General features: G+C 64.7%; 17 protein-coding genes. 13 read left to right on the top strand and 4 right to left on the bottom strand.

The window, feature by feature from the left end; translation table 11 throughout:
- The first annotated feature begins 95 nt into the window (after positions 1-95).
- The 5 genes from TZ00_RS12310 (at position 96) to TZ00_RS12290 (ending at position 6,434) form a co-directional block, all read left to right on the top strand.
- The gene (locus TZ00_RS12310; protein ID WP_044442131.1) at positions 96-1,193 is read left to right on the top strand and encodes an acetamidase/formamidase family protein; all 1,098 of its coding nucleotides are present in this window, start codon (positions 96-98) and stop codon (positions 1,191-1,193) included.
- Complete coding sequence (locus TZ00_RS12305; RefSeq protein ID WP_044442129.1) at positions 1,186-2,748, top strand: AtzH-like domain-containing protein; 1,563 nt, start codon at positions 1,186-1,188, stop codon at positions 2,746-2,748. The genes TZ00_RS12310 and TZ00_RS12305 overlap by 8 nt, the downstream gene beginning before the upstream one ends.
- A gap of 366 nt (positions 2,749-3,114) precedes the next feature.
- Positions 3,115-4,332, top strand: coding sequence for a pyridoxal-phosphate-dependent aminotransferase family protein (locus tag TZ00_RS12300; RefSeq protein WP_084606091.1), 1,218 nt, complete (start codon positions 3,115-3,117; stop codon positions 4,330-4,332).
- Positions 4,329-5,576, top strand: a complete 1,248-nt coding sequence (locus TZ00_RS12295; RefSeq protein WP_044442125.1) for an allantoate amidohydrolase — start codon at positions 4,329-4,331, stop codon at positions 5,574-5,576. The genes TZ00_RS12300 and TZ00_RS12295 overlap by 4 nt, the downstream gene beginning before the upstream one ends.
- A gap of 3 nt (positions 5,577-5,579) precedes the next feature.
- The gene (locus TZ00_RS12290) at positions 5,580-6,434 is read left to right on the top strand and encodes a MurR/RpiR family transcriptional regulator (RefSeq protein WP_044442123.1); all 855 of its coding nucleotides are present in this window, start codon (positions 5,580-5,582) and stop codon (positions 6,432-6,434) included.
- Between the two features lie 54 nt (positions 6,435-6,488).
- Here the strand turns inward: TZ00_RS12290 and TZ00_RS12285 are convergent, their stop codons facing one another.
- The 3 genes from TZ00_RS12285 to TZ00_RS12275 all read right to left on the bottom strand — a co-directional run bounded on the left by TZ00_RS12285 (position 6,489) and on the right by TZ00_RS12275 (position 8,780).
- Positions 6,489-6,962, bottom strand: coding sequence for a hypothetical protein (locus TZ00_RS12285; protein WP_044442122.1), 474 nt, complete (start codon positions 6,960-6,962; stop codon positions 6,489-6,491).
- A gap of 170 nt (positions 6,963-7,132) precedes the next feature.
- Positions 7,133-7,768 (bottom strand): NADPH-dependent F420 reductase, encoded by a 636-nt coding sequence (locus TZ00_RS12280; RefSeq protein ID WP_044442339.1) that lies wholly within the window; start codon positions 7,766-7,768, stop codon positions 7,133-7,135.
- A 55-nt stretch (positions 7,769-7,823) separates the two neighbouring features.
- Positions 7,824-8,780, bottom strand: coding sequence for a nucleoside hydrolase (locus TZ00_RS12275; protein ID WP_044442121.1), 957 nt, complete (start codon positions 8,778-8,780; stop codon positions 7,824-7,826).
- A gap of 101 nt (positions 8,781-8,881) precedes the next feature.
- Between TZ00_RS12275 and TZ00_RS12270 the strand changes: the two genes are divergently transcribed.
- Positions 8,882-9,196: a nucleoside triphosphate pyrophosphohydrolase gene (locus TZ00_RS12270; protein WP_044442338.1), complete on the top strand. Its 315-nt coding sequence runs from the start codon at positions 8,882-8,884 to the stop codon at positions 9,194-9,196.
- A 31-nt stretch (positions 9,197-9,227) separates the two neighbouring features.
- Here TZ00_RS12270 and TZ00_RS12265 read toward each other — a convergent pair whose 3' ends face one another.
- Positions 9,228-9,845 carry a nucleotidyltransferase family protein gene (locus tag TZ00_RS12265; protein WP_044442120.1) on the bottom strand — a complete coding sequence of 206 codons (618 nt, stop codon included), beginning with the start codon at positions 9,843-9,845 and terminating at the stop codon, positions 9,228-9,230.
- 95 nt (positions 9,846-9,940) lie between these two features.
- Here TZ00_RS12265 and uraD point away from each other — a divergent pair, with 95 nt between their 5' ends.
- From uraD to TZ00_RS12225, 7 genes are all read left to right on the top strand, one after another.
- Positions 9,941-10,459: a 2-oxo-4-hydroxy-4-carboxy-5-ureidoimidazoline decarboxylase gene (gene uraD / locus TZ00_RS12260; protein ID WP_044442119.1), complete on the top strand. Its 519-nt coding sequence runs from the start codon at positions 9,941-9,943 to the stop codon at positions 10,457-10,459.
- Positions 10,456-10,800 carry a hydroxyisourate hydrolase gene (gene uraH / locus TZ00_RS12255; protein ID WP_044442118.1) on the top strand — a complete coding sequence of 115 codons (345 nt, stop codon included), beginning with the start codon at positions 10,456-10,458 and terminating at the stop codon, positions 10,798-10,800. Before uraD ends, uraH begins: the two co-directional genes overlap by 4 nt.
- Before the next feature lie 265 nt (positions 10,801-11,065).
- Positions 11,066-11,791, top strand: a complete 726-nt coding sequence (locus TZ00_RS20415) for a hypothetical protein (RefSeq protein ID WP_238579679.1) — start codon at positions 11,066-11,068, stop codon at positions 11,789-11,791.
- On the top strand, positions 11,788-18,315 hold the full coding sequence (locus TZ00_RS12245) for a DUF6531 domain-containing protein (protein ID WP_052521537.1): 6,528 nt from the start codon (positions 11,788-11,790) through the stop codon (positions 18,313-18,315). The genes TZ00_RS20415 and TZ00_RS12245 overlap by 4 nt, the downstream gene beginning before the upstream one ends.
- Complete coding sequence (locus tag TZ00_RS12240) at positions 18,315-18,695, top strand: DUF7674 family protein (RefSeq protein WP_044442117.1); 381 nt, start codon at positions 18,315-18,317, stop codon at positions 18,693-18,695. Before TZ00_RS12245 ends, TZ00_RS12240 begins: the two co-directional genes overlap by 1 nt.
- 561 nt (positions 18,696-19,256) lie before the next feature.
- Positions 19,257-19,670, top strand: coding sequence for a hypothetical protein (locus TZ00_RS12235; protein ID WP_152631185.1), 414 nt, complete (start codon positions 19,257-19,259; stop codon positions 19,668-19,670).
- 412 nt (positions 19,671-20,082) lie between these two features.
- Positions 20,083-20,430: a hypothetical protein gene (locus TZ00_RS12225; protein ID WP_152631184.1), complete on the top strand. Its 348-nt coding sequence runs from the start codon at positions 20,083-20,085 to the stop codon at positions 20,428-20,430.
- Positions 20,431-21,370: the final 940 nt, after the last annotated feature.

Below are 21,370 nucleotides of genomic sequence, written 5' to 3'. Positions count from 1 at the left end.
TCGATGTCTCTGGGCGTGGCGGGGCTATCGACTGGCGCACGATACTCTCGAAGCGACCCTCCCATCTTTCCAGACTTCGGAAGGCGCGCATTCGGATGCCGTTCACCGCACCGCTCCAGCCCGGCCAGGGATTCATCCAGGCGGCTCACTACCTGCCTGCGACCATTGAGAACGTGCTGTGGGGCAGGCTGCCCTGCGCGGCCGACACGGCGGTTCTCACCGTCGACTCCGGCGACGAGGTCACGATCGACACCCTCAGCCACGAGGGCGTGCTCGAAGATCAGGGCCGCGATCCGGTCGCCTTCTTCGCGGGCCACGGTGTGGCGCGTGAGAATGTGCTCGACGACGCGATCGCGCTCGCGGCATCCGGTTATCAGCGCGACCCGAAGGTCGACGGGCCGCACGTCGTGACCGGGCCCATCCGCATTCGGGGCGCGAAGCCGGGCGACCTGCTGAAGATGACCGTGCTCGAGGCGACCCCGCGCGTGCCCTACGGCGTGATCTCGAACAGGCATGGCAGGGGAGCGCTTCCCGGCGAGTTTCCTCAGGTCGAAGGCTCCGTCAGTGTCTTCGCCGCGGTCGATGACGACGCCGACGGCAGCCAGGTCGGAACCCTGCCGGTCGTGGCCGGGGGAGAGCGTTCGGTGCGGTTTCCGCTGCACCCGTTCCTCGGCATTATGGGTGTCGCGGTGTCGGGCTCGACGCGTCCCCACTCGGTTCCACCCGGCCCGCACGGCGGCAACATTGACATCAACCTGCTCACCGCGGGCAGCTCGCTCTACATTCCCGTGCAGGTAGACGGTGCGCTCGCGTACGTCGGCGACCCCCACTTCGCGCAGGGCGACGGCGAGGTTGCTCTGACGGCGATGGAGGCGTCGTTGCGCGTCACCGTGCGGTTCGAGGTCGTGCCGCAGAGGGACGCGCTCACCGCCTTCGGCGCACTCGTCGGACCGCTCGCCGAGACGCAGGAGTTTCTCGTTCCCACCGGAATGGATGAAGATCTCGACGAAGCCGTGCGCCAGTGCGTGCGCGCGGCCATCTCGTTGCTTCATGCTCGTTACGGCATGGACGAAGACCTCGCTTATGCCTACCTCAGCGCGGCCACCGACTTCAACATCTCGCAGGTCGTCGACCTGGTCACGGGCGTGCACGCGCGCATTCGTTTTTCCGACTTCGAAGGACACCATGCCTGAGCGAATTTCTCCCACCTCCGTTACGGGTGAGCTGCCCGATGGATTGATCGACGCCTTCTGGGCCTACGAGAACGCGCTTGTCACGAATGACCTCGAAGCGCTCGACGCGGCCTTCGCTCCTGGCGAGACGACTCTGCGCGGAGACGCGGGCGGGCTCCTGGTCGGCCACGACCGCATCAGCTCTTTCCGCGGCGCCCGAGGCGGCGCCCCCATTCGCACCATCACCTCGATTCACGTGCGCGTGCTCTCGAACGAATACGCGCTCATCGTCAGCGAGAACGAGCCGCGCTCCGGTGGGCGCGGGCTCGTCACGCAGCTGTGGGCGCGGCATGCGGATGCCGACGGCTGGGTCGTCGAATCGGCCCAGGTCGCCGGCGCCCCGGCAGCCATGAACACCGCGGTCTGGCGCGTGCTCGGCAATCCGCTCGTCGCCTCGACCGACTCAGACGGCGGTGCACTCGCTGGCGAGACGGTTGCGGTGAAGGACCTGTTCGACGTGCAGGGCTTCGCCGTGGGTGCCGGCATCCCCGAATTCCTGGCCGAGGCCGAACCCGCGCACTCGCACGCGCCCGCCGTCGCCGCGCTGCTCGCGACCGGCGCATCCGTTCGCGGCATCGCGCAGACCGACGAATTCGCCTACTCGATCGCCGGAAAGAACGTGCACTACGGCACCCCGCCTAATGTCGCAGTTCCAGGCGCGATCCCCGGCGGCTCGTCGAGCGGACCCGCATCGGCTGTCGCTCTCGGGCACGCCAGCATCGGACTCGCGACCGACACGGCCGGATCGATCCGGGTGCCCGCGTCGTATCAGGGCCTCTGGGGCCTGCGTACGACGCACGGGGCGGTCGACGCGGGCGGGCTGTTGCCGTTGGCTGAGTCGTTCGACACGATCGGATGGCTGACGAGGTCGCCCTCCGTGCTGCGCGCCGCTGCCGCGAGCTCGCTCGACGGCGACGCCCAGCAGCCGGTCGAGCCGCAGTTCGTCATCTCGACAGAGCTGCTCTTCGCTGCAGACGTCGCGATGCAGGGGGCCGTGGTGGATGCCGTGGGTCGGCTCGAGGCCGACGGCCTGATCGGCGAAGTGGGCGTGGTCGACCTCGGCGACACCTCGGGATTCTTCGATGCGTTCCGCACCGTGCAGGCGGCCGAGGCATGGCGTCGTCACGGCGACTGGATCACGGCGCATCCCGGTGTGCTCGCTCCCGACGTGGCCTCCCGATTCGAGACGGCGTCGACAGTGACCGCCGAGGCCGAGTCCTCGGCCCGCGAGGTGCTGGCGGCCGCGCGCACCCAGCTCGACGACGCGCTCGCCGGGCGCATCCTGCTTCTGCCGTCGACGTCGTCGACCGCGCCGAGCGTGGGGGCGGACCCTGATGAGATCGATGCCGCGCGGGCGGCCACGCTGGCGATGACGTGCGTCGCGGGCATCGGCGGCTACCCGGCGCTGTCGGTTCCGCTTCTCGAGGTCGATGGCGCGCCCGCCGGCCTCTGCCTCGTGGGGCCGCGTGGCACCGACCTTGCCCTCATCGACATCGCGGCGCCCTTCGTTCGCTGAGCGCCTCCGTTCCCTGAGCTGCCCCGTTCCCTGAGCCTGTCGAAGGGCTGCCGCCCATCGACTAGGCGAAGGTGCGCCCACAACCGCCACGTTGCGTGCTTTCGCGTCGAGTCGATTTGGCAGGCCCGATCGACTCGGCGGAGATGCACCTTTTCGAGGCGAGGAGGGTGCGTGTGCGCCGAGTCGCGCTCCCTTCGACAAGCTCAGGGAACGGGGGCGCTCAGGGAACGCGAACGTGTAACACGCATGAAACGCGCGTTCCGTAGAATTGACACCTGAAACAGGTGAATCATTCTCAGCGGAAGCGGTCAGCTCATTTCCCTCTCGTCTTTGCCCCAGCCCATCAACCCGCCCCAGCGTCTGCTCATGGGGCCGGGGCCGATCAACGCCGACCCGCGCGTGCTGCGCGCCATGTCGGCACAGCTCGTGGGGCAGTACGACCCGGCGATGACGGCGTACATGAACGAGACAATGGAGCTCTACCGCGGGGTCTTCAAGACTGCAAATGAGCAGACCCTTGTGGTCGACGGCACATCGCGCGCCGGCATCGAAGCCGCGCTCGTGTCGTTGATCGAGCCGGGCGATCGCGTGCTGGTGCCGATCTTCGGCCGCTTCGGACACCTGCTGCGCGAGATTGCTGAACGTTGCGGCGCCGAGGTGCACGTCATCGAGGTGCCGTGGGGCGAGGTCTTCGCACCCGAGGCCATCGAGGCGGCGATCATCGAGGTGCAGCCGGCGCTGCTCGCCGTGGTGCACGGCGACACGTCCACCACGGTGGCGCAGCCTCTCGACGAGCTCGGTGCCATCTGCGCGCAGCACGGCGTGCTCTTCTACACCGACGTCACCGCCTCGCTCGGCGGTAACACCATCGAGACGGATGCCTGGGGCATCGACGCCGTCACCGCCGGCCTCCAGAAATGCCTGGCCGGCCCCTCAGGCTCGGCACCGGCCACCTTCTCGACGAAGGCGGTCGAGCGCATCGTCGCGCGCAAGAGCATCGAGGCGGGCATCCGCGAGGCGGGTGACGCGGTCACCGCGCATCCGATCCGCTCCAACTACTTCGACCTCGCGATGATCTTCGACTACTGGGGCCCCAAGCGGCTCAACCACCACACCGAGGCCACGACGATGCTCTACGGGGCACGTGAGTGCGCCCGCCTGCTGGTCGACGAGGGCATCGAGAACGCCGTCGAACGGCACCGCCTGCACGGCTCGGCCATGCTCGCCGGCGTGCAGGGACTCGGCCTCGCGGTGTTCGGCGACCTCGCCCACAAGATGAATAACGTCGTGGCCGTCATGATCCCCGACGGTGTGAACGGCGACGCCGTGCGCGGCGAGTTGCTCAACGACTTCGGCATCGAGATCGGCACCTCCTTCGGCCCGCTGCACGGCAAGGTCTGGCGCATCGGAACGATGGGCTACAACGCCCGTCGTGACACCGTGCTCACGACGCTCGCCGCTCTCGAGGCCGTGCTGCGCCGGGCTGGCGCATCCGTGACACCCGGCGGCGGAGTCGGGGCGGCCTACGAGATCTACGCCGATGCCGACCGGGCCGTGCGGGCGTCGTCGGGAGCCGGCGCATGACGCAGCCGGCCTCGACCACCGCGCACGCGATTCTCGAGCGCTGCGACGAACTCGCCACGTACTCGTCGATGGAGGACGGGCTCATCGAGCGCGTCTATCTCTCGCCACAGCATGCGGCCGTCAATGCCCTGGCCGGTCGTTGGATGACCGAGGCGGGCATGACCACCTGGCAGGATGCCGCCGGCAACCAGTGCGGCCGGCTCGAGGGTGCGACCCCCGGACTGCCCGCGCTGCTGCTCGGCTCGCACCTCGACACCGTTCCCTCAGCGGGCCGCTACGACGGAATCCTCGGTGTGCTCTCGGCGATCGCCGTGGTCGACCGCATCCGCTCCTCGGGCCGGGAGCTTCCGTTCGCTCTCGAGGTCGTCGCGTTCGGCGACGAGGAGGGCACGCGCTTCGGCCGCGCCCTGCTCGGCAGCCGCGCGCTCGCCGGAACCTGGCTCGATGAGTGGTGGCAGCTCGAAGACGAAGACGGCATCTCGTTGCGCGACGCCTACGTGCACTTCGGCCTCGATCCGGATGCCGTGGGCGAGGCCGCGCGGTCGCGCGGCGATTTCGTAGGCTACCTCGAGACTCACATCGAGCAGGGGCCGTACCTCGAAGACGAGAACAAGGCGCTCGGCGTGGTCTCGTCGATCGCCGGCGCGCGCCGTTTTCTGCTGACGATCACCGGCCAGGCGGGCCACTCGGGAACACCCTACGAGCGTCGCCGCGACGCCCTCGCGGGTGCAGCTGAGGCGGTCACCACCATCGAGCGCATTGCCCGCTCCGCCCAGCTCATCGCCACGGTCGGCCACCTCCAGGTGTTCCCCGATGCGGTCAACGTGATTCCCGGCAAGGTCGAGTTCAGCCTCGACCTGCGCGGCGAATACGACACCGAGCGCGACAAGGTGTGGCTGCAGATCGAGGAGGCGATTCTCGAAATCTGTCAGCGGCGACGGCTGCGGCTCACGAGCATCCAGACCCACTCGGCCAAGGCGGCCGTCTGCGCGCGCCGGCTGCGCGATGCGATCGCCGACGGCATCCGGTCTACGGGCGACGCGCGACCCATGTCGCTGTTCTCGCGCGCCGGCCACGACGCCATGGCCATCGCCGAGATCGCCGACATCGGCATGATCTTCGTTCGCTGCAAGGGCGGCGTGAGCCACAATCCCGAAGAGCACGTCACCGAGGCCGACGTGGCCAAGGCGCTCGACGCGTTCGAGGCCACGGTGCTGCGGCTCGCCGACGGGTACGAGGAGTAGCCGATGGTGACCGCGCCGCCCACGATCGGGCAGCGGATCGACAGCCAATACGGTGGCCTGTCCCCGCAGGAGCAGCGCGCCGCCGACTTCATCCTCGATCACCTCGGCGACCTCGCCGTCTATAACGCCACCGAGCTCGCCAAGCTGAGCGGGGTGTCGAAGGCCACGGTATCGCGGCTGTTCCGCCGGCTCGGGTTCTCCGACTCGGCCGAGGTGCGTGAGCATGCCCGCAGCCTGCGCAGTCAGGGAGCGCCCCTCGGCGGAGTCGGAGCCGCGGCCGGAACGCCGTCGGCGCTCGCCGCGCACGCCACGCAAGAGAGCGAGAATCTGCAGAAGATGCTTGCCGGGCTCGACGACGGGCGATTGGATGCCGCGGCCCGGCTCATCGCGGGCGCCGGCGAGGTCGTGCTGATCGGCCTGCGCAACAGCTATCCGCTGGCGCTGCATCTGCGACAGCAGCTCGCGCAGGCACGAGACCGAGTGCGACTCGCCCCCGTGCCCGGGCAGTCGCTCGGCGAGGAACTGGCAGGTTTGGGCTCGCGTGACGTCGTGGTTCTTGTGGGCTTTCGACGTCGTTCGTCTGGTTTTGCGCTCATCATGCAGGCGCTGAGGGAGCGCGCGCTGCCCGTCGTGCTGATCTCGGACTCGTCCGCGCGCCGGCATGCCGAGGGAGCCGCCTACTGGCTGGAGTGCCCCGTTGACAGCGTTTCGGCGTTCGACAGCTATGCGGCCGCGATGAGCCTGATGAACCTGCTGGCGAGTGGCGTGCTCGGCGTCGACGTGCGCGACGGACGAACCAGAATCGCGTCGATCACGAGCGTGTACGACGCCCTCGACGAGCTCGAGACACCCTGGTGACGCGCGCCGCGAGCCGAGCCTGTCGTTCCCTGAGCCTGTCGAAGGGCGCCCGCACTAGCCTCCGGTCCATGCTGAGACCGCAACCTCGGCTCCTTCTGTTTTGCATGCGGCGGTGAACTCGTCGACCGCGGCGGACCACTCTGGCCCGTCGGGATCGAAGCTGGTCTTCACTACGCCGACCGCTGCGGCGGGAGCCACGGATTGCAGTGCTGTCAGAGCATCCCCGACGTCCGTTCCCGACTCGCTCGGTATGCGGCTGAGAATTCGTGCGGCCAGACGTGTCGCACCCGAGTACTCCTGCTGGCTCGTACGTCCTTCTCTGAACGACGTGCGGGCGTTGTGCAGGGTGGTTTCGACGTCTCCGAACTGATCGCAGCTCTCAGCAGCGGAGACGGCGCTCGACGTTGACGTTGGTGTGGCCGTGGGAGTCGGCTCGCTCGCCGGTGCGGGGGAGCCGGCGCAGCCGACGAGCAGCTGCGCCGCAACCGCGATGCCGACGACGTGTAGAACGCGGATTTTTCGATTCACAACTCACATTGTGGGGCGACACACGCGGCACCGCGATCCGATGTCCGATCGTCGCGGCTCATTGTCAGGATTGCAGGAAAACGGGAGGAGATTCGCGCATCCGAGCCGACTACAGCGGTGGATACGCGAAACTCCTCCCGATCAGAGGCTCCGGGCGGAGTCCGTTCGCGTCAGCGGGTCGCGGCCGCCAGCATGTCGGTGATCTCCCCGACCGTTCCGCGCGGCCCGTAGGCCGGGGTGCCCGGCTCGATGCGCCAGCTGTTGGCGAGGGACCCGTCGTCGACGACGTCGAAGCCGAACCCGTCGATGATGCTCGCGACGATGGTCTTCGCATCGCCGTTATCGCCCGAGATCACGAGCGCGCGCCGGTTCTCGGTGCCGGGTGCCTGCGCCTCCGAGGTGAGCTTCGCCGCCTCGATGTGGTTGAACGCCTTGACGACTTTCGAGGTGGGCAGGTGCTTCTGCAGCAGTGCTGCCGATGTCGTCGACTTGGAGTCGAGCTCGGCGATGTTGCCGTCGCGCTGCGTGTAGTAGTTGTTGGTGTCGATTACGATCTTGCCGGCGAGCGGCTCCACGGGAACCGACTCGTAGGCCTTCAACGGGATCGTCACGATGACAAGGTCGCCGGCCGCCGCCGCCTCTTCTGCAGTGGCCGCTCGGGCCTTGGGTCCGAGCTCCTCGACGAGGGCGCTGAGGGTCTCCGGGCCGCGGGAGTTGCTGATGACGACGTCGTAGCCACTAGCGACGCTGAGGCGCGCAAGCTGGCTGCCGATGTGTCCGGCACCAATGAGGCCGATGGTCGTGATTCCTGGAATAGTCATGCTGGGGCCAACGTGAAGACCAGGATGCGGATTCCCGTTGTCAGGCGAAGCTCAGCAGGCGGTCCATCAGCAGGGGAGCGTACGGGCGGTCGACCTCGAGCACGACGCGCACATGCGCTCCGCTCTGCGGCGGATAGCCGTTGTAGACGCCGCGCATGTCGCAGATCGTCTGTCCGCGCCCGGGCCCATCCGTGGCATCCACCGTCACCCGCACCAGCGGCGCGAGGGTCGGAACGACCTCGCCCGTGCTGATCGCCACGGCCAGCGGATCATGCAGCGACGAGCACGGCCTGCCGAAGACAGACACGTAGAAGTCGAAGTAGACGCCGAGCATCTCGGCGAGCATGGGAGCGATCGTTCCGGAAGCGGAGCGCAGTCGTTCACGGTCGTCGGCCTCTATGAGCTGTTGCATGGTGGCGTCGAGTCCGACCATGGTGATGGTCCAGGGCGCGTCGAACACGATCTGAGCAGCGTGCGGGTCGTTGATGATGTTCGCCTCGGCAACGGGCGAGGCGTTTCCGGGAACGAGCGCGGCCCCGCCCATGATCGTGAGATCACCGACGAGTTCGGGGAGTCGCGGCTCGAGCTCGAGCGCGAGGGCCAGATTGGTGAGCGGTCCGATGGCGATGAGACGCAGCTCGCCCGGGTATTCATGGGCCATGCGCACGATGAACTCCGGGCCGGATTCGGCGAGCGGATCAACATGCGACTCGGGCAGCTGTACGCCGCCGATGCCGTTGTCTCCGTGAATGTGCGGCACCCCGCCGTCGAACTCCGCCATGCGGAAGTGGTGGGCGCCGATGGCCACCGGCACATCGGTTCGCCCCACCGCGGCGAGCAAACGCAGCGTGTTGTCTGCCGCCTGCGCAGCGGAGGTGTTGCCCGACACGGTCGAGACGCCCACGAGGTTCACCTCGTCATCGCTCAGCAGGTGGAACAGCGCGAGCGCGTCGTCGACCCCGGTGTCGCAGTCGAGAAGGTAGGGGCGTACGGGCATAACGGTCCTCCGTGGAGTCGATCTGGGTTTCACTCGATTATGGCGCGGCGGGGCGGGCGCCTCCGACAGCGAGATGGCCGTCCGACCTGCAGAATGGCGGGATGGGAAAACTCATTCGCGACCGCGTTCCCGAGATTGTCCGAGAGCTGGGCCATCACATCGAGGTGCGGGAGCTGACGCCGGACGAGTACGCGGCAGCTTTGCGCGAGAAGCTGGTCGAGGAGGCGTGCGAGGCGGAGCGCGCCGGCGATCGGGCTGCGTTGGTCGAGGAACTGGCGGATCTTGCCGAGGTCGCTCTCGCGCTGGCTCGGCACGAGGGCATCACCGAAGCGGAGATCCAGCAACAGAGGGCAGACAAGAGTCACAGTCACGGCAGTTTCGATGGCCGCCTCTTCTCCACCTCATACCGTTCGTGATCTGACCTGACGCTGGTGCGGTGCGGGCGCCTCAGCCGGCGGGGTCGTTGCGCGAATCGACGTCTGTGCCATTTCCAAGATCTGAGCAGTCGACCAGGCGCGCCCCGTGCTGCACGAGGTACGGGCGCGCTCCGGTGTCGCCGGTCAGGCTCTCGTCCAGCGCCTGCCAGTGGGCGCGGCCGATGACCACCGGATGCCCGGGGCGACCCGAGAACGACGCCTGGCGCAGGGTGTGGCGACCCACGGCATCCGGCTCGGGCGCGATCAGTCGCCGAACCTCGGCCGCGCCGAGCGACGGAACGTCGACTGTGACGATGGCGACCGCGTCGGCCTCCGGCGCAACGGCACTCGCGGCCGTCAACGCGCTCCGGAGCGATGCGGCCATGCCCGACTGCCAGTCGTCGGCGAGCACGACCTGCACGCTCTCTGTGTCAGAGAAGGAACGGCGGAGCAGGGCATTCGCCTCGTCGGCAGCCGCGCCGAGTACGACGAGCACGGGCGAGCATCCGCCCCCGAGCAGGCTGCGAACGGCATTGGCGAGCCACGATGTGCCATCGTCAGATTTGACGAGTGCTTTCGGTGTTCCGAAGCGGGTGCCTGCGCCGGCAGCGAGAACCACTCCGGTGACGGACGCGGGAGCATTCGACATGGCCTCATCGTACGGCTCGCGGGGGAGTCGCCGAATAGAATTAAGGTGTCGCCCGCGCACCACGGCGGGGGTGCACAGTGCCCGAAAGGCCGGTCATGAACGATCACTCTGCCGACCAGCATCGCGTCGATCATCTGCGCGTCGACCTGCGCGCGTGCCTGGCTGTGCCGCGCTGGATTGACGAGGTCGCTGAGCAGGCTCCGTTTGCCTCGGTCGACGATCTGCTCGAGGCCGGTCGAACGGCCGCGAACCCACTGACTCCCGACGAGGTCGAGGCTGCGCTCGCCGATCACCCGCGCATCGGCGACAAGCCGGTCGGAGAGGGAGCCTCTCAGAGCTTCTCGCGCTCGGAGCAGGAGTCGCTGGGTGACGACGACGCCGAGACCGTGGCCGCCATCGCCGAGGGCAACGCAATCTACGAGAAGCGGTTCGACCGCGTGTTCCTGATTCGTGCCGCCGGGCGCAGCCGAGCGGAGATCCTCGCAGAACTGAACCGTCGCATCCGCCTCGACGACGACGAGGAGTTCGAGATCGTCGAACAGCAGCTGCGCGAGATCGCCCTGCTACGGCTCGAGAAGACCTTCACCGAGCGCGGCATCGGGGTGGCCGAATGAGCGGACGCAGCCACATCACGAGTCACGTTCTCGATGCGGCGACGGGTCAGCCGGCAGCCGGGGTTCCGGTCACGTTGGCGCACCTCGCCGGTGACGAGTGGCACGTGCTCGCTGAGGCGGTGACGGATGCCGATGGCCGCGTCTCGCAGTTCGGCCCCGAAATCGTGCCGGTCGGCCGCTACCGCGTGACGTTCGATACGCACGCGTACTTCGCGTCGCTCGGGCAGGCGGCGTTCTACCCCGAGGTGCAGGTGGTGTTCGAGTTGGCAGATGGCGAGGCGCACTATCACGTGCCGCTTCTGCTGAGCCCGTTCGCGTATTCGACGTACCGCGGCAGCTGAGTCAGTGCCCTTGAGCGCGCCGTTTGCGGGCAGGCGCGCCCTCGCTGACCGCGCGCTTGCCCGCTGAAGGAGCGCTCGACCAGAGGAAGCCCCCAGTTCTGGGGTGATCTGATCGCTATCTCCGCGAATTCTGGGAGGTGCAAGCTTTCTCGAGTTTTTAGTAGCGGTTTTGCGGGTTGTGCACAGGTCGACTTCATCGCTACGGTGGGCGAGAGCATCCGGGGGGAACCGCTCATACCCTTTCTCCTGGTCTCGAAGGCTTCCTATGTCTGTGCTCTTTCGTGCGCTCCGCGCCATGTTCGCTGTCGTCGCCCTTGTCGGGTTGGCATTCGTTTCTGCTCCGGCTCAGGCGGCATCCGCCGCTCCTGCCGTTTCGTCGGTGGTGAACGTCGCACCCATGTTGCTCTCTGCGTTGGGTGCGGATTGCGAGGTCGAGTCGGATTCGGCGAATTGCGACATCGACCGGGATCGCATTCCTGACGTGGTCGAGCAGGTCGTCGCCGGTAGTTTGACCGGGGCGACCGGCACGGAGGACCACGATGGCGACGGCATTCCGTCGTGGACGGAGGTGCTCGCCTGCGGCACGGTCACGTGTGCGGATTCTCGTGCAGACAGCGACGAGGACGGCATCCCGGACTACGCGGAGCAGTTGGTGTGCGGGTCGGCGACGTGCTCGAACAGCAAGGAAGACGCCGACGGCGACAAGGTCAGCGATTGGATCGAGTTCGTCATCTGCGGTGACCGCACGTGCGCCACAGGTCTCGAAGACTACGACTCGAACGGGGTGGCAGACGCGGCGGAGCTTCAAGCCTGCGTGAAAGACACGTCGGGTTTGGCGTTGACTGGATTCGGCATCGCCGGCATTCTCGCTCTGATCGCTGGTCTTCTGGTGACGTTGGGTGTGCTCCTGCGCATCCGTCGCCGTAAGGCGGCTGCCGCTGCGGATGGTGCGACCGCGGGTGAGGCCGAGCTGGTCGGTTCAGCCCTGTGAGCGGCAGCACTCGCCCCGCCATCACGGCCGGGCTCGCCGCACTGACGCGCAAACCGGCCCGCTGGGTTCGCCGTCACGGCAAAACCCTCGCACGCGGAGTCGTGACGACGACCGCGATTCTCGCCCTGACCCTGACGGTCGGCGTGACCCCGTCGATCGCATCGCCCGCTTTGGTCGCGCAGCGCCAGGCGGAGAAGACCCTCGCCGAGGTGCGCGATGCGGCAGCGAAGACGCAGCTCGCCCCGACAGAACCCGCTCCTGTCGCGGACCCGGCCGGCGAGGGAACGGTCACCCCCGACCAGACATCGACGGTCACTGCCCAGGACCCTGACGTGCAGGTCACGTTCTCGGGACACGAGATCGACGAGAAACTTGACGTCGACATCACACCCCTGCCTGACGTTGTGACGAAGTCGGTCGAGTCGGAGACCGGCGGAACGGTCGTGGGTACCCCGGTCGACATCTCAGCGACCACCGATTCCGGTGACGACATCACGGCCTTCCCGGCGGAGGCGACGATCACTGATCAGGCTGATGGCACTCAGGTGGCGACAGACGTTGTTCCCGGTGTCGCGCTGGAGATGGCGGTGTCGGACAAACAGATCAAGGGTCTCGATCCTTCGTCGCTACAGATCTACACCCGGGAGAACGCGGGTGATCCCTGGGTCGCGCTTCCCTCTGTGTACGACGCGGACGCCGGCGTGGTTCGGGGTGAGTCGGGTCACCTATCGCAGATGGTCGTGATCGGCGTTGCGTTCATCGCGCCTCCCGGACCGAAGATCGTTCTCGATCCCGACGACGATCTGGCCTATGTGACGCAGCCTGCCCCTGAGTTACATGAGTTGCCGCTGAATATTGCTCTTGCTCAGCAGGTGCGGGATCGGCTGCAGACGAATTGTCGCGCTGATGTGACGATTACGCGGGAGGATCCGAACACGCCGATCGTGTCGACGCAGTTGCGTGCCGACATCGCGGCGGCGGCGAACCCTGATGCCACGATCACGCTGGCGTTCGACGCGATCCATACCGATGAGGCTTGGGATGCCGATGGTACCGAGTCTGGTGGCCGCGTCTACTATCGGGGCAATCCGCAGGATCAGGCGTTGGGCGACTCCGTGCTGTCGACGATGCCGGCTTATGTGCAGCGCCCGTTCAAGGCGGGCAACCTGCCCTACCTGCCCGCTCCCGAGTTCAACAACGTGCCTGGTGCCTACACGCACTTCGAGACGCTGTTCATGGACAGCAACTACGACCGCGCGTACATCGATGACCCCGCGGGTTTCGCGTTCATCTCAGCCGGCGTCACGGCGTCGCTCAGCGTGTACCTGGCCGATCGTTTCAACTGCATCGACCCCGTCACTGGCGGTCTTCCGGGGCGTCCGACCCAGGCGCAGCTCGATCACTGGCGTGACCTCGGATACCAGAACTACCAGCTGTACGGTGCGGAGCCGGTGTCGTTCTCGACCGGTAACCTCATCGAGGCGGCACCCCTGTTCAAGCTCTCCGGTCCGGGCAACTCCGATCTCGACCTGAATCTGATCTACAACTCGCTCGACGGCAGAGACTCGCGGGTCGGTGCGGGCTGGTCGTTCGCGTTCGGCGCCCGGGCGCAACGCTACGAAGACGGCTCGGTGCTTGTGGTGCGCAACGACGGAGCCACATTCGACTTCGCCTCCGACGGGTCGGGCGGCTATATCGGCGAACCCGGCCTGTTCCAGACGCTGACCAACGACGGCAACAACCAGCTCACGTTGACCGCGGCTGACGGTGAGTCGTGGGTGTTCGATGCAGCCGATGTCGATGGTGTCGGCGAGCTCGTGAAGCACACCGACCGACAGGGCAACGCGACAACTCTCACGTATGGGGCGACCGACTGGCGGGTGAACAAGTTCGCTCCGCTGCAGTCGATCACCGATGCCGCGGGCCAGACGATCACGGTCGGGTCGGATGCCGTGGGCCGGCTCACCTCGTTCACTCACCCCGACGGCCGCACCTGGAGCCTCGGCTACGACGCGAATACGAATCTCACGTCGATCACGAACCCCGACGGTCGGGTCCGCGCGTACTCCTACGATGACGCGCACCGTATGGTCACGGCCACCGATGCACTCGGAGTCACCTATCTGACGAACGAGTTCGATGCTGATGGACGAGTGACCAAGCAGGTCGATGGCGACGGAAACGTGCGCTCGTTGAGTTACGACACCGCCGCGGGCAAGACGACCTACACCGACAACGAGGGCACCAAAACGGTCTTCTCCTATGATTCGCAGCACCGCATCACGGGAAAGACGGATGCGGCGGGCAACTCGACCGCCTACGTCTATAACGACCTCGACCAGGTCACGAGCTACACCGACGAAGCCGGCCATGAATGGGCCTATACGTACGACGCGACCGGCAACGTCGCATCCACCGTTCTGCCGGACGGCACAACGACGAAGTTCACGTACACACCGACCGGCGAGCTCGCATCCCAGACCGATGAGGGCGGGCCGGATGGGGCCGAGCGCACGACCAGCTACCAGGTCGACCCGCTCGGCTTGGTCACCGGCATCACCCAGGCTGACGGCACCGAACTCGATCGCAGCTACGACGGCCAGGGAAACCTGACCTCGTCGACGACGCCCTCAGGCACCACGACGACGTATGCCTACGACAATCGCGGCAACGTCACCGCACTGACCGACCCGAACGGCAACGTCACCACGTTCGTCTACGACGGCGCCAACCGGGTGACATCGACCACCGACCCGACGGGCGCGACGACGACGCTGGCGTGGGATGCCGGAGACCGGCTGGTCTCGAAGACGGATGCAATGGGCGGCGTCACGTCGTACACCTACGACGCGAACGACAACCTCACCAGCTCGACAGATGCGGCCGGCGCCGTGACCTCGTACTCGTGGAACAACGCGTTCAACCTCGTGGCCGTCACTGCCCCCGACGGAGGAACGACGAACTACGAATACAACACCGAAGACGAGTTGACGAAGACCACTGATCCGCTCGGCAACGTGACGTCGTTCGTGCTCGATGACCTGTACCGGCCCGTGACCGTGGTCGACCCGAAGGGCGGCAAGTGGACCCGCGAGTACGACAAGGCCGGAAACCTGGTCAGCCAGACCGACCCGGCAGGCGCCAAGACCACGTACGTGTATGACGAGCTCAATCGTGCAACGAAGGTGACTGGTCCGACGGGCATCACGTCGTCGACCTCGTATGACGAGGTCGGACGCGTCGAGAAGTCGACTGATGCTGACGGTAACAGTGTCTCGTACGTGTACGACCTGCTCGACCGCATCACGAAGGTCACCGACCAGCAGGGCGAAACCTCGACGTTCACCTACGACGTGGACTCGAACCTCGTCGCATCCACTGACCGGCGCGGTAACGAGACGACGCTCACGTATGACGCGAACGGGCAACTGACTGGATCGGTCGACCCTACCGGCGCGGCAACGCAACTGGTCTATGACCCGGCTGGTCGGGTGCAGGAGCAGATCGACGCTCTCGGGCGTTCGAGCACGGTCTCGTATGACCCGCTCGGACGGGTGACCGCAGCGACGAACCCGCTCGGCGACACCACGTCGTACGGGTACGACGCGGTCAGTCGGTTGACGTCGATCACAGACGCGAACGGCAACACGACAACCACCGCATACAACCTGACCGGAACCGTCGCATCGACGACGAACGCCGTCGGCTCGACCACCGCCTACGGCTATGACTTGAACAGCCAGCAGACGTCGATGGTCGATGCGAATGGCAATGAGACCCGCTACTCCTACGATCCCGCCGGGCAACTCGCCAAGGTGATCGAGGGTTTCGACGCCAACGTGAATGCTGCGGCGACGGGCACCTCGGACGTGAACGTGACGACGGTGTACGACTGGACCGACACCGGCAACCTGGCCTCGATCCTGGACCCGAACGGGCACAAGACCCTGTTTGACTACAACGCGGCCGGTCAGGTCACGTCGGAGACGAACCCGCTCGGAAAGTCGTGGGATTACTCGTACGACAGCCTGGGTCGTTTGGCGTCGCAGGTCGACGGCAACCGGCAGACAACGAACTACTCCTACACGTCCCGCTCCGATCTGGCCCAGGTCTCGTATCCGGGGTCGAGTGTCTCGTTCGAGTACGACGCGAACCAGCAGCCCATCGCCATGACCGACCCGCTCGGGGTCACCGGGTGGAAGTACGACGCGAACGGTCTCATGACCGAGCAGATCGACGCCAACGGGTCACGCCTCGGCTACACGTACGATGCAGCCCAGCAGTTGACCGCGCTGACGATGCCAACTGGTGAGTCGATCGGATACGAGTACGACGACGCAGGCCGTCCGATGGCGCAGACCTCACCGTGGGGCAACATCGCCTACGAATGGGATCCGGCCGGCAACCTCACCAACATGCTCCGTTCGACCGGTGTCGCCACCGACTACGCGTATGACGCGGCGAACAGGGTTACCCAGATTCAGCACATCGCCCCTGCGAGCCCTGCTGCTGATCCCGCGCCGGCACCCACGGTTGCCCCTGGGGCTGTCGCAAAGAAGCCGGTGTCGACCGAGGTCGAGCAGTGCGTAACCGCGGCCGGATACCTCGACAACCGGGCCATCCCAGCCGCAGGCTCGGTGTCGAACGAGTGTGTGAAGACGGGCGACTACCTCGACCGCCGCACCGTTCCGGCGTTGCCGAACCCGGTCGAGAACGTCGACACCATCACCTTCGACTACACGTACGACCCCGCCGGCAACGTGGCTAACGCCACGCGAACCCTTGGCGCTCTCGACGACCCGGCGCTCCCCGACACCGGTGCGGCGCCGGATGCGGGAACTGCGCCGTCAGTCGAGGCACCGGACCCGACGCCGGCGTTCCCGTCGGTGCTTGAGACCCCGGATGTCGACTCCCGCGACTACGCCTACGACAGCCTTAATCGGCTCATCGGAAGCGAAACCAGCAAGGGCAACACGGCCGAGTACGCCTACGACCCCGCAGGAAACCGAGTCCAGGCAACAACCACGACGGATGCGGGCACGACCGATGTGATGGCGTCGTTCAACGAGGCGAACCAGCTCACCGGCAGCACCAGCAATGGTGCGTCGTCGAGCTATGGGTATGACGGCAACGGAAACCGCACCACCCAGAACGAGAACGGTGTGACGACCGACTTCAGTTACCAGACCGACAACCGCCTTACCGGTGTGAGTCGTGAGGGACGTTCGTCGGCCTACGCCTATGACGGTCTCGGTCGCCAGTTGAGCACGACCGAGACGTCGGGTCTGGGTTCGCAGACGACGAAGAGTGTCTGGAACGGAACGTCGATTGTTCAACAGTCGAATCCGGCATCCGGAACCAGCACCCTCATGCGCGACGCCTTCGGGGAAGTGGCCTTGCAAACCGCGGACGGAAAGGACGCCTCCTGGGCACTCCTCGACGGACTCGGCACCACCGCAGCGCAAGCCGTGGGCGGGTCGGTTGCGCAGTTGTCGACTTTCGATGACTGGGGCAACCAGTCGTTCGACACCATCGGTTGGAACTCTGCCGTCAACTACACCGGCGAGACCACCGATGCAGGTTACGGGGTGAATAACTACTACTCCCGCAGCTATGACCCGACCACTGGGTCGTGGATGTCGCAGGACTCGTGGCGTGGGCTGCTCACGGAGCCGCAGTCACTCGGTCGATACGCCTACGTCGACAATGGCCCGACGGGCCGACAGGATCTGCTCGGCTACTGCTACGCGGACAACTCCGGCGCGTACCTATACGGCGGACCATGTCAGGTGAAGCCAACACCGGTCAAGTCAATTCCCTCTCTGCGGGTCATGGAAGCATATGCGTCAGATGGTGGCCAGCACACGATGGAGTGGGAACCCGAGGTCTACAGCTACGACCCCTCCGGCAACCTGCAGTCAATTCCTGCTCGTCACGTCCAAGGCTATGACGAAGATCACCCCGGTTATATCCCTGCGGATTCAACCTGCACAGCAAGCGGTACTTCAGGAAGAAGTTGGTACAGGGCGTGCGGGCCGAACGCAGTCACCAACGGCTCTGTCGACTGCATCAACAATGAGATCCAAGCTCAACTCTGCTGGGCAGTCGTCGATGTCCTACTTCTTATCTTGATCCACAAGACGTCGGGAAGGCCTGGGGCGATCTCATCCGGAATTGACGAGATGCTTCCGCCCGGAATCATAAAAGCCCCGGCAGCCGGTGAGGTTGCTGCCGCAGTGAAGCCGAGCGCGGAAACCCCTAAATTGGTCAACTTGATTGACAATATTTACAAGGGAACGACTAACTCCACACGAACAGGTGACGGTACGCTCATGGCCGCGTTGAAGGAGGAGTTCATCACTGGCGAGATGGTGGGCGGAAGATTCCACACGGACAAGGCGCAACAGACAATCAATGGGTTGAATAATTTCTTGAGACAGAACCCCAACGCATCTCCCTATGAGCGCGAACTGGCAAACAACCTAATAAATCAGATTGTGAACGCAATGCACGGTGTCTACTAATGGGTAGGTGGGTTGGCCCGATCTACTCGGAGGCCGACTTCGAGAAAGTTCGTGTGTTGGACGAGCAGGTGGCAGAGCTCCATCCAGATTTGAAAGCAATTTACGACGACAACGTGAACGCCGAAGAGGGCTATGGGTTGGTCTACATAGCGATGAGTGAGTACACCTTCTGGGCCACCGCGCACGCCGACAGTCATTTCCCGGTCGTTCAGAGGATGTTTCAGATGCTCGAGTCCGCGTACCGGACCGGCGAGGAAATTATTGAGGAGTGCATCTCGGTGATGTTCCTGGAGAATCTCATTGGGGAACCACAGATGATTGCCCTTCTTCCTCCGTCGCTCAGACGACAGATGGGCCGGATTCTTGGTGAAACGCGATAGCAAAATACGGGCGAGGTCATGATGGTTGAACATGACCGGCAAACCCGGAGACGCCTAAATCGCATTTCGCCCCTAGCCTCCGTTGTTCTTGCGGCAGTAACTTTTGCTGGTGTTGCGCATCTCGCAACCACTGCTTCGTACATGTCGGTCGCGGGCTTCCTCATTCTCTATCTTCCGGTCGCGGCCCTATGGGGTGTGGCAATCGGGCTTGGCGTAGCGCTTTTAATATGGGCAGTCGGAAGTGTGATGGTTCGTTTCCGTCTCTCGAAGCTTCCTGTGAGAATTGTTTCCGCAGTCGCAGCCGGCCTCGTGCCAGCCGTTGGCTTCGCTTTGTCATGGAAATCCCTCTGGGATCCTGGGCCACCGTGGTGGGCCATTGGTGTCGCCTTCGCGATGGGCCCGCTCTATGTACTTATCTATCGACCGCGAACTGAGCGAATTGCTGATCGAGGGGCGCAGGCTGGCTTCCTAACTCGGGGAGGGTGAAGGTTGGCGATAATGCGGCGTCTCGTTATATCGGTGCTCTGCGGGGTCTTAGTGCTAACGCTCGCCGGTTGTTTCATGGTCGAGGATTCCGCGAGGGCGCCATTTCCTGTTCAACAGGTGGACGGTGCGCTTCAGATAATGTCGTGCACCACGGGACGAATCGTTGGCCTCGAGGTGACAGAGCGCAAGAAATCTAGCCAAGAATGGCAGACGATCCTTGAGGTCGAATCCTTCGATGTCGCTCTTGAACGTAACCAGTTGATAAGTGAGACTGCGGTCAAGGCTGGCACCGTCGTGACGAAGCAGGCGCTCGATCTTTCGCCGGGGGACGAGATCTTGGTCGGTGTGTCCAAAGCCCCCGATACGACCGCCTACGCGGCCTTTACGGTACCTGACGGAGGGTTGCCTACTGAAGAGTGGCTCCAACCAGACGGCAAGGTCACAGAGGATGCGTGTTCGCTCTATACGACCACGAACCAATCTGAGTGACCAGGTACCCGGTCAGTGACCACGTGTGGGTGTTCTGGGATGGCATCAACGGAGAGCCTCGAGCGAACGGTCCGGCCAGTGCCGGTACATCCGACCGCTGTCAGTGAGACGGCGCCGGACCCGACATCGGCTGCTCTGGCTAGGCCAAGGTGGAGCAGTCGGTACCGACCAGATGGAGCCGGCTCTCCGGTTGAAGAGCACATTCGCAGATGGCGCAATCTGTGATGATTCCTGACGTATTTGAAGCGACGCTGATGAATCCCGATCTCCGGCACCGAAAGCGAAACAGGACCTTGGTCTACGAAAGTGAGTTCAGCTACTTCGACCACACGATTGCCGTCCAAAAGACGGGGTCGGTCTGCGCACTCGTGGGATCTCGATGCCAGGGTGGCTCGGCTTACCTCAGAGAGGAATGGAAGAAGGAATGTTAGGGATTACACCAGAGCAGCAGAAACTACTGGATAGCGTGCTTGAGTTTGCCGACCTGGATCTGGACAAGACTGCGTTTCAGTCATCAACCGAGGCCGGCGTCTTCGTTGAAACCCTTTGCGGATACGTGAAATGCATTATGGATCCTGTCGCGCTTGAGCAGTCCTTACGTCGAGTGCAGGGGCCAGACACGGACAACCCTTGGCGCACGATGCGCGAATTCCTGGAATTGAAATCCATTCATCTCGACGAAGCGGTCGCGACCCAGCGCGGCCCAGTACTCGTGATGGAAGCGAATGGCGCTTTCTATCGTCCGCCGTCAAACGGCTAGGCGAAATGACACACAGGGCATTTGTCGCAGGCGGGTCAATCAATGGACGGCTGAATGTCGACGATCGGTTTCGAGATCATCATGAAAAGGCTCTACATATAGTGGAACGCATATCTGAACGAAACGACATTCCACGTGGCCGGTTTCCGGCACTGTTGCTGAGAACAATGGCTGTGGGCAGTGCCGCCGCACTCGCTCTCGTAGCATTGGTGTTCTGGGTCTATTCCTTATTCACGGGAGTCGGACTTTATTTCGTTGGCCTGCTTGCAGTTTTCCTCATCCCCACGGTCTTTGTAGGTCTCGTTGGGGGGCTGGGGTCATTGGCGACAATGAGGCTTACAAAATCCCTGCCGACCCGGTTCCAGCCCTTGTACTCGGGGCTTGGGGCCTTCGCGTTTACATTCGTACTGACCTATGTACCCCCTCTGCTCTTGTCTGGTGGAAACTTTCCCGCCTGGTACTCCGGCATATTTTGTGGAGCCATGGCGGCAGTTGCAACAGCCACAACTCATCGCTATGGCCAAGCGGGTAGGACGTAGCCGACCGACGGCATCATTGGAGGGTGAGCACGAATGCAATACACGTGTCCGGCATGTGGATTCCTCGGCCTTTATGGGCGGGGGAATCTTGCCTGATCTGCCGCCGGGAGCACGAGAGTGCAGGCGACGCGTGTCACTCGTGCCGTTTGCTGTCCTGCTAAACGTTGCCTTTGCAGTTGCAGCTCACATTTGCACTTCCCTGGCGTACTTGTCGGTCGCCCCGATGCTTGCCCTCTATATTCCGCTTGTCGCGTTCGGTGGCGGTTTTATCGGATTTGTCATGGCAATTGTTGTAAGCGCCGCAAGAAAGGGTTTCTCGCGTATTCGAGTTCCGATTTCGATCGGGCGCTTAGGGTCAGCGGTCGCCGCTGCCATATCTTCGGCTGTGGGGTTTGCCGTCT

Source organism: Agreia bicolorata, assembly GCF_000938265.1.
Lineage (GTDB): Bacteria > Actinomycetota > Actinomycetes > Actinomycetales > Microbacteriaceae > Agreia > Agreia bicolorata.
This window is presented reverse-complemented; position numbering and strand designations above follow the sequence as displayed.